This window comes from Klebsiella sp. Ech2A (genome assembly GCF_030078455.1).
Taxonomy (GTDB): Bacteria; Pseudomonadota; Gammaproteobacteria; order Enterobacterales; family Enterobacteriaceae; genus Klebsiella; species Klebsiella terrigena.
In genome coordinates, this window is record NZ_JAQGFU010000397.1 from 1 (window position 1) to 1,559 (window position 1,559).

General features: G+C 67.8%; 2 protein-coding genes. Both read left to right on the top strand.

Going from position 1 to position 1,559, the window contains the following annotated elements; translation table 11 throughout:
- The first annotated feature begins 6 nt into the window (after nt 1–6).
- Complete coding sequence (locus PFH44_RS27385; RefSeq protein ID WP_283826807.1) at nt 7–951, top strand: SPFH domain-containing protein; 945 nt, start codon at nt 7–9, stop codon at nt 949–951.
- On the top strand, nt 948–1,559 hold a 612-nt coding region (locus PFH44_RS27390; protein ID WP_283826806.1), incomplete at its 3' end, for an SPFH domain-containing protein. The genes PFH44_RS27385 and PFH44_RS27390, both read left to right, overlap by 4 nt.

Here is a 1,559-nt window from a genome sequence, read left to right on the forward strand (position 1 = left end):
CGGCAGATCGCTCCGCCCGCCCCGCTGCGCCGCAGGCGCGGTATTCGCCTCGCCGTGGCGGCATTTTTGGTCACGCTGGCGGGGCTAACCGCCTGCCTGCTGGAGGGCCGCGCCGGAAGCGCCACCGTGGTGACCCGCTTTGGCGATCCGGTACGCGTCCTGCTCGCGCCGGGTCTGGCGTGGCGGCTGCCGGCGCCGTTTGAAACGCCGCTCGACGTCGATCTGCGCATTCGCTCCACCTCCAGCGGCCTGCAGGATGTGGGCACCCGCGACGGCCTGCGGGTGCTGGTGCAGGCCTGGGTTATCTGGAAGGTCAAACCCGATAACGATAACGTGCTGCGCTTTATCCGCGCCGTGCAGAACCAGCCGGATGAGGCCGCCCGCCAAATCCGCACCTTTGTCGGCTCCGCGCTGGAGACTACCGCCAGCAGCTACGCGCTGTCGGACATCGTTAACGTCGATGCTAAAAAGGTCAAAATAGCCCAGTTGGAGAGCCAGCTGCAGTCGCAGCTGCAGGCCCAGCTGCTGAAAAGCTACGGCATTGAGCTGATCCAGACCGGGATCGAGCGCCTGACCCTGCCGGCCGTCACGCTGAACGCCACGGTAGACCGCATGCGCGCCGAGCGCGAAACCATCGCCACCGAACGCACCGCCGAAGGCAAACGTCAGGCGGCGGAAATCCACTCCCGGGCGGATCGCGATGCGCGCATTCTGCAGGCCGACGCCGCGGTGAAAGCGGCGGCCATCAGCGCCGACGCCCAGCGCGACGCGGCCAGCATCTACGGCAAGGCACGGGCCAGCGACCCGCAGCTGTACGACCTGCTGCGTTCGCTGGATACGCTGAGCACGATCGTTAACGCCAGCACCCGCCTGGTGCTGCGCACCGACGCGGAGCCGTTCCGCACCCTGGTGCAGGGCCCCGCGCCGTTGACCGGGACGCCGCAGCCATGACCTCAGCATCGCCGGGCTCAACGCCCTGGGGACAGTCGTACCGCATCGCCTTCTTTACGCTGTACGGCGCGGCGATCCTTGCCGCCGGCGCGTGGCTGTTCTCCTGTATCCATCCGGTGGCTCCCGACAGCCGGGCGGTGGTCTTTCAGTTTGGCAGGCCGATCCGCGTGGCGAACGCGGGGCTGCTGTTTGCCTGGCCGCATCCCGTCAACAGCATTGAGCTGGTGCCGGCCGCCGAACGCATTCTCGAACGAGACGTGGCGGTGCTACGCCGCGATCAGCAGCTGGAGCAGATCAACAACTGGGAGCGCGACGGCGATGCCGGCGCCGGTGCGGGCTATCTGTTAACCGGCGATGAAGGCGTGGTGCAGTTGGACGTCCGCGTGTTCTGGCGGGTCAGCGACCCTGTCCGCTTCGCGCTACAGCGTGCGCATATCGCGCCGCTGATCGATCGCCTGACCGAACGCGCCGCCGCGGTCGTCTGCATGGAGCGCGGCCTGGATGCGATTCTGGTTGCCAGACCGGAGAGCCAGCAGAACGACCGCCACTCGGCGGAGGAGCGCATTCGCCTGCGCAGCGACTTCAGGCGCAGCATGGCGCAAAGCCTG